Origin of the sequence: Streptomyces sp., assembly GCF_035645055.1 — a bacterium.
Taxonomy (GTDB): Bacteria; Actinomycetota; Actinomycetes; order Streptomycetales; family Streptomycetaceae; genus Streptomyces.
Map to the genome: position 1 here is coordinate 68112 of NZ_DASQNH010000047.1, position 7153 is coordinate 75264.

A 7153-nucleotide genomic window follows, 5' to 3' on the forward strand; every position below is an offset into this window, starting at 1 on the left:
CTCGTCGGGCGACTGCTCCATCCGGGCCCGTCCATCCCCCATGCGTACGACTTGAACAGGCCCCGGACCCCCCGCAGGGGACACGATCGCTGACATGCTGTCACCTCGTCGTCACCCCGCGCTCCTCGCCGTGCTCGTGTGCGCGCTGGCCGTGCTCGCCGCCCGGCCCACCGATTCCTCCGACGGCGGCGTGACCGGCGGCACCGGTGGCCCCGGCGGTTGGGGAACGGGGACCGGCGCCCAGGTGGCGCGGCTGTACCGGGACGCGGCGGTGGCGACTCAGCAGTACGAGCGGGGGCGGCGCGAGGCGGAGACACAGCGGGCGGAGGCCCGGCGGCTGGAAGGACTGCTGGACCAGGAGCGGCGGCAGATCGCCGTACTGCACGAGGATCTGGGACGGATCGCCCGCGCCCAGTACCGCGACGGCGGGGGGCTGCCGATCGCCGCGCAGATCATTCTCGCGGGCAGTCCCGACGAGCTGATGCGCGGTCAGCGTGTCTTCTCCCAGGCCGATCTCGCGGTGAACAACGCGATCGCCAAGAGCCGTCGCGCGCAGGCCCGGCTCGCCGCCGACGAGGCGAAGGCCGAGGCGGCCTGGCAGGCGCTGGAGGAGCGGAACGCCGAACTCGCGGCGATGAAGGAGTCCATCGAGCGGAAGCTGGAGGAGGCGCGCACACGGTTGCAGGGCGAGGCGAACACCTCGGTGGCGGCGGGCAGCTGCCGGGGCGCGGTACGGCTGGACCAGCCGGAGGCGTCCTACACGACCGAGTGGGTGGCGCCGGTGGAGACGTACGCGCTGTCCGCCTCGTTCGGCAGCGGCGGTGCCCGATGGGCCAACCGGCACACCGGGCAGGACTTCGCGGTGCCGGTCGGCACACCGGTGCGGGCGGTCGGCGCGGGCAAGGTCGTGAAGGTGTCCTGCGGGGGTGCCTTCGGCATGGAGATCGTGCTCGAGCACCGGGGCGGCTACTACACGCAGTACGCCCATCTCGCGTCCATCGCCGTGGACCAGGGCGAGCGGGTGGAGACCGGCCAGTGGATCGGCCAGTCCGGCAGCACCGGAAACTCCACCGGTCCGCATCTGCACTTCGAGGTCCGGGTCACCCGCGAGCTGGGCTCGGGAGTCGACCCGGTTCCGTGGCTGGCGGCACGCGGAGTACGGCTCGGCTAGCCCGCGGGTAGGCACCCTGGCCGGAAGACGCCCTGGCCGGAGGCTGTCTAGCCGCGCTGGGCCAGCAGCCGCTCGATCACCACCGCCACACCGTCCTCGTTGTTCGCGACGGTACGGCCCGACGCCGCCGCGACGGCGTCCGGATGGGCGTTGCCCATCGCGTACGACTGCCCCGCCCAGGTCAGCATCTCGACGTCGTTCGGCATGTCCCCGAACGCGACGACCTCCTCGTGGGAGATGCCGCGCTCGGCACAGCACAGGGCGAGCGTGCTGGCCTTGGAGACGCCCGGGCCGCTGATCTCCAGCAAGGCGCTGGGGCTGGAGCGGGTGACGTTGGCGCGGTCGCCGATGGCGAGGCGGGCCAGGGTCAGGAAGGCGTCCGGGCCGAGGGAGGGGTGGTAGGCGAGGATCTTGAGCACGGGCTCGCCGGCACCCGGGGCGTCCGACGCGAGGAGGTGCTCGGCGGGCGCGAGTGCGTCCGGGACCTCCATGTGCAGCTTGGGATAGTCCGGCTCCTGGTAGAAGCCGTACGTCTGCTCCACCGCGAAGACCGTGCCCGGTGCCGCCTCCCGCAGCAGCAGTACGGTGTCCCGCGCGTTCTCCCGGGCCAGCTCCCGCACCTTCACGAAGCGGTGGGTGCCCGGGCCGCCGTGCAGGTCGACCACGGCGGCGCCGTTGCCGCAGATCGCCAGGCCGTGGCCGTGGACATGGTCGCTGACGACGTCCATCCAGCGGGCCGGGCGGCCGGTGACGAAGAAGACCTCGATTCCCGCCTCCTCGGCGGCGGCGAGGGCGGCGATCGTGCGCGGGGACACCGACTTGTCGTCGCGCAGCAGCGTGCCGTCGAGGTCGGTGGCGATCAGCCGGGGCGGTATCGCGGGGGCCGGGGTCTCGGGCTGTCGAGTCGCTGAGGTCACCGGGCCATTCTCCCGCATATGCCCGCACGGCCGTGCGGGACTCCGCACATCTGAGTGGTTACCACCCCCACCGGCCTCGTCACCCTCCGTTTCCTCAGGTCAGCTGGGCCACCGCCGCCACGGCGATCTGCTCGAAGACCTTCTGGTCCGCGGCGAAGTCCGAGTCCGGGATGGGCCAGTGGACGACGATGTCGGTGAAGCCCAACTCCCGGTGGCGTCCGGCGAAATCGACGAAGGCGTCCACGGACTCCAGCGGCCGGCCGCGGTCCGGGGTGAATCCGGTGAGCAGCACCTTGTCGATCGCGGTCACGTCCCGCCCGATCACCGCGCACGCGTCGGCCAGCTTCTCGACCTGTCCGCGAATGGCTTGAACCGACTGTTCCGGCGTGCCGGTCTCGTACAGCTTGGGGTCGCCCGTGGTCACCCAGGCCTGTCCGTGCCGGGCGGCGAGCCTCAGCCCGCGCGGGCCGGTGGCGGCGACGGCGAAGGGAAGCCGGGGGCGCTGCGCACAGCCCGGGATGTTGCGGGCCTCGTGCGCCGAGTAGAAGTCGCCCTCGTACGAGACCGCGTCCTGCGTGAGGAGCCGGTCCAGCAGCGGTACGAACTCGGCGAAGCGGTCGGCGCGCTCGCGCGGCGTCCAGGGCTCCTGGCCGAGCGCGGTCGCGTCGAATCCGGTGCCGCCCGCGCCGATGCCGAGGGTGATCCGGCCGCCGGAGATGTCGTCGAGGGAGATCAGCTCCTTGGCGAGGGTCACCGGGTGTCGGAAGTTCGGCGAGGTCACCAGGGTGCCCAGTCGCAGTCGCTCGGTCACGGCCGCGGCGGCGGCCAGAGTCGGCACGGCACCGAACCAGGGGCCGTCCCGGAAGCTGCGCCAGGACAGATGGTCGTAGGTGTAGGCGGTGTGGAAGCCGAGCTGCTCGGCGCGCTGCCATGCCTCCTTGCTGCCTTCGTGCCAGCGGCGGTACGGGAGGATCACAGTGCTCAGGCGCAGACTCATGCCACCGAGCCTAAGCGGCCCGTCACGTTTCACGTGAAACAGTGACTCTGGGGCACAGCCCCCCTGCTCTCTCGGTACCGGCCCCTCTCAGTGCCCCTCCGGAAAGCGCAGGTAGTGCGGCGGTACGGCCTGGGTCAGCCAGACCCCGTTCGCGCTGACCCGGAACTCATGGCCGTCGCGGTGCATGGCCCCCGCGTCCACCGTGAGCACCACCGGGCGGCCCCGGCGGGCCCCGACGCGGGTCGCGGTCTCGCGGTCCGCCGAGAGGTGCACGTCATGCCGGTCCATGGCGCGCAGCCCTTGCGCGCGGATCGCGTTCAGGTTCCGGGCCACGGTTCCGTGAAAGAGGTACGGCGGCGGGGTGGCCGCCGGGAGCCCCAGGTCCACCTCGATGCTGTGGCCCTGGCTGGCGCGGATCCGGGTGCCCTCGATCGCGAAGCGCCGCTTGTCGTTGGTGGCGACCACGTGGTCCAGCTCCGCGCGCGTGAAGCGGAAGCCGTGCGCCGCGGCGGCCGCGATCAACGTGTCGATCTCGACCCATCCCCCGTCGTCCGGCTCCAGCCCGATCCGCTCGGGCTGATGCCGCAGGTGCTTCGAGAGGTACTTCGACACCTTCACGGTGCGTCTCTCATCCATGGGGCCAGGGTGCCGGGAGAGACGCGGATCACGCACCCGAAATATGTTCCGAGGTTTGATCCACAGCAACTCCAGTTATCCACAGCCAGATTGACCATCCCTGTGGACAAACCCCGGCACACAGGCGACGCACTGAGTCACCGCGCTCTACGCCCCACAACGCCAGAGGCCCCGGATCTCTCCGGGGCCTCTGCTCTGTGTGCACTCGGCAGGATTCGAACCTGCAACCTTCTGATCCGTAGTCAGATGCTCTATCCGTTAAGCTACGAGTGCTTGTTCTTTTTCTCCGCCGCTTTCGTTCCTTCCGGCCCGCTCGCGGCGACAGGAAGAACATTACATGACTGCCGCCGTCATGTGAAATCCGATTGGTCTACCCCGCCTGACCTGCGGAAATGCCTGACTGGGCAGGGTGGGGCGGAGTGGCCGGAGGGGGCCGGAGGGGGCCGGGAACGACGAAACCCCGGTCCGTGCGGACCGGGGTTTCGGTGATCTTGCGCGGAGGCGGAGGGATTTGAACCCTCGATGGGCTTTAAGGCCCAAACCGCATTAGCAGTGCGGCGCCATAGACCGGACTAGGCGACGCCTCCAGCACAGCCGCCCGCGCGAGCGCGAGTGGTGCGTGCAGATGATGACACAGTCGAGCGCGCTGTCACCAATCGCCCCCCACGGTACTAGGCAGGCGGGCCGCAGGGCAAAGGGCTTCCCGGTGCGGCGCCGGGGGCACGCGGCGGAGGCACGGCGGGTGGCGGCCGGTCCCGGCGGGCCGAACGCAACGTACGGGCGCCTGGGGCGTTAGTCAGGTCATGTTGAAGGTCACCACCCCCCACACGGTCCGGCGGCTGATCGTCGCCGCCGGTGCCTCCCTCGCCGCGCTCGGCTCGCTCTCCGCCGCGCCCGCCGCCACCGCCTTCGCCGTCCCGTCCCCCAAGCTGCCACCGCCCCTGACCGGCTCTGACCGGTCCGCAGGTGAGCACCACCTCACCGTCACCGTCCGGAACGCGGGCGGCGGCGCGGACGGGACCTTCGAGCTGGACTGCCACCCGAGCGGCGGCAGCCACCCGGACCCGGCCGGCGCCTGCCGGGTGCTCGACCGCAGCACCCGGTGGGGCAGCGACACCTTCGCCCCTGTCTCCGGGGGCGCCGTCTGCACCATGCAGTACGGCGGCCCCGCCACCGCCCATGTCACCGGTACCTGGGCCGGACGCCCCGTCGACACCACGTTCGACCGCAGCAACGGCTGCGAGATCGACCGCTGGGACCGGCTGGTGCCATTGCTGCCCGACCTGCGGGACTGGACGGGACAGCGGGGCGCGGTGGACGAGGCGAGGAGAAAGCCCGGGCCGCTGTAAACGTCCTGCGGAGGTGACGAGAAGGGCGCATGGGCGCGGACGTACGCGGTCATGCGCTCCTTGCCGCCGGGGTACCCGGCGGGCTTCACCGCCTGGTGCGACCTCTCTCCCATCCCGCGTCGCGAGCGCAACCTCAGCCCTTAGACTCCCTCGCGTGACACGCCGCGGGCCGGTTGGCAAGATGGCCCGAGCGGTCGGCAAGGTGCGGTAACAGGGAGGAAGCGTCTCGTGAGCAGCAGGCCACCCCGAGGCGCTGCTCGCCTCGCAGCCATACTCGACGCGCTGCCCGACGCGTTGGTCCTGGTCAACGCCAACGGAACCGTCGTCAACGCCAACGCCATCGCCCTGGAGGCCTTCGAGACGCCGGGCACCGCCCTGGTCGGGCGCGGGCTGCTCGACCTGCTGCCGGAGTTCGACTCCAAGCTCATCCCCGGCTCCATGCGGCGGCCCGACCACATGGACCCGCGCGGGCGGACGAAGCCGACCCGGATGATGGCCCGCCGCACCGACGGCACCCAGTTCCCGGTCGAGGTCACGTCCGCGAATCTGGAGAACGGCCAGCAGGCCTACGACAGCTACGGCTACACCGGCGACGAACTGCTGATGCTCGTCGTACGCGATCTGTCCGGCACCGTCGACACCGAGGCCGAGCTGGCCCGCTCGCAGCGGCAGACCGAGATGATCCTGCGGGCCGCGGGGGAGGGCGTCGTCGGTACCGACACCGACGGCCGGATCGTCCTGGTCAACCCGGCCGCCGCGCAGATACTGGGCTACCGGGCCAGCGACCTCGGCGGCAAGGAACTCCACAACCTCTTCCTGCACTCGCGGGCCGACGGCTCCCCCTTCCCGTACGACGAGTCCGCGCTCGCCGACACCCTGCGTTCCGGGCGCAAGCACCGGGTGCGCGGCCAGGTGCTGTGGTCCAAGAGCGGCGACAAGGTGCCGGTCGACCTGACGACCGCGCCGGTGCGCGACGGTGACCAGCTGGTCGGCGCCGTGATGACCTTCCTGGACCGGCGGCCGTACGACGCGCTGGTGGAGGAGAAGGAGGAGGCGGAGCGGCGGCACGCCGAGGAGCTGGAGCGGCTCGCCGAGGAGCACGCCTCCGACCTCACCGCGCTGCGCCAGCAGCACGTCACCGAGCTGGAGGAACTGCGCGAGCGGCACGAGGAGGAGCTGGCCGCGGGTGAGGAGCGGTACGCCGCGCTCGCCGAGCGGGAGAAGGACCGCTACGAGGCCCTGGCCGGGCGGTACGAGCAGCTGCTCACCCTGCTGAACACCTCCCTGCGCGGGCCCCTCGACGAACTGCGCCGCGAGCTGTCCGCGCTGGCCGCGGACGACGCCGGCCAGCTGTGGCCCGAGGCCAACCAGGTGCTGCACCACCTGTCCGCCGGGTACTCCCGCATCACCACGCTCATCGACAACGTCCTCGGCTACCAGCGCCTCGACTCCGGCAGCGACGAGATCACCCGTACGAAGGTGATGCTGGACTCCGTGGTCGCCAGCGGGGTCGACGGGGCCGTCGAGCTGATCGGGCCAGGACGGGTGCAGTTCGCGGTGCACGCGCCGCCCATCGAGGCCGCGGTCGACGCACGGCTGCTGGCGACCGCGCTCGCGCATCTCGTCGCCGATGTCGCCGGGGTCGACGCGACCGGGAACTCTCCGGTGTCCGCCGGCGGTTACCTGGACAACACCGTCGTGGTGGCGGCGGCGCAGCGGGGCGATGTCGTACGGATCGAGGTGCGCGGGCCGTACTCCGGGGGCGACCCGGTGCACGAGCCGATCGTGCGCGGAATCGTGCGGGCGCACGGCGGTGTGCTCCAGACGCACGAGGTGCCCGGCATGAGCGGCAGCGCCTACGTGCTCGAAGTGCCCCTCGGCGGCGGTGCGGGCGCCGTGTCCGCACCCGCCATCGCGGCCGGCGCGGTCCCGGCCGCCGAGCAGACCTCCGGCGGCGGACGGCGCCGGGCCCGGCGGGCTTCCACGGACGCCTTCCTGGAGATCGATCTGCCGGGTGCGGCGGACGGCGGCCCGGAGACCGATCAGGACCGGTCCGCCCCGGCGCCGACCGGCCGGCGGCGCA

Annotated in this window: 6 protein-coding genes and 2 tRNA genes; 3 read left to right on the top strand and 5 right to left on the bottom strand. The window is 71.8% G+C overall.

Annotated elements, in window-relative coordinates; genetic code table 11:
* The first annotated feature begins 94 nt into the window (after positions 1–94).
* Positions 95–1171 carry a M23 family metallopeptidase gene (locus VE614_RS15900; RefSeq protein ID WP_324936933.1) on the top strand — a complete coding sequence of 359 codons (1077 nt, stop codon included), beginning with the start codon at positions 95–97 and terminating at the stop codon, positions 1169–1171.
* Positions 1172–1218: 47 nt separating this feature from the next.
* Here the strand turns inward: VE614_RS15900 and VE614_RS15905 are convergent, their stop codons facing one another.
* The 5 genes from VE614_RS15905 to VE614_RS15925 all read right to left on the bottom strand — a co-directional run bounded on the left by VE614_RS15905 (position 1219) and on the right by VE614_RS15925 (position 4308).
* Complete coding sequence (locus VE614_RS15905) at positions 1219–2088, bottom strand: HAD-IIB family hydrolase (protein ID WP_324936935.1); 870 nt, start codon at positions 2086–2088, stop codon at positions 1219–1221.
* Between the two features lie 94 nt (positions 2089–2182).
* Positions 2183–3085 carry an LLM class flavin-dependent oxidoreductase gene (locus tag VE614_RS15910; RefSeq protein WP_324936937.1) on the bottom strand — a complete coding sequence of 301 codons (903 nt, stop codon included), beginning with the start codon at positions 3083–3085 and terminating at the stop codon, positions 2183–2185.
* A gap of 87 nt (positions 3086–3172) precedes the next feature.
* A complete protein-coding gene (locus tag VE614_RS15915) occupies positions 3173–3721 on the bottom strand; it encodes an RNA 2'-phosphotransferase (protein WP_324936939.1) in 549 nt (182 codons plus the stop codon).
* A 200-nt stretch (positions 3722–3921) separates the two neighbouring features.
* Positions 3922–3994 (bottom strand) — tRNA-Arg (locus tag VE614_RS15920).
* A gap of 223 nt (positions 3995–4217) precedes the next feature.
* Positions 4218–4308 (bottom strand) — tRNA-Ser (locus VE614_RS15925).
* Between the two features lie 216 nt (positions 4309–4524).
* Here VE614_RS15925 and VE614_RS15930 point away from each other — a divergent pair.
* Both VE614_RS15930 and VE614_RS15935 read left to right on the top strand, forming a co-directional pair.
* A complete protein-coding gene (locus tag VE614_RS15930) occupies positions 4525–5070 on the top strand; it encodes an SSI family serine proteinase inhibitor (RefSeq protein WP_324936941.1) in 546 nt (181 codons plus the stop codon).
* A 228-nt stretch (positions 5071–5298) separates the two neighbouring features.
* Positions 5299–7153: PAS domain-containing protein (locus tag VE614_RS15935; protein WP_324936943.1), on the top strand; the 1855-nt coding region annotated here is incomplete at its 3' end.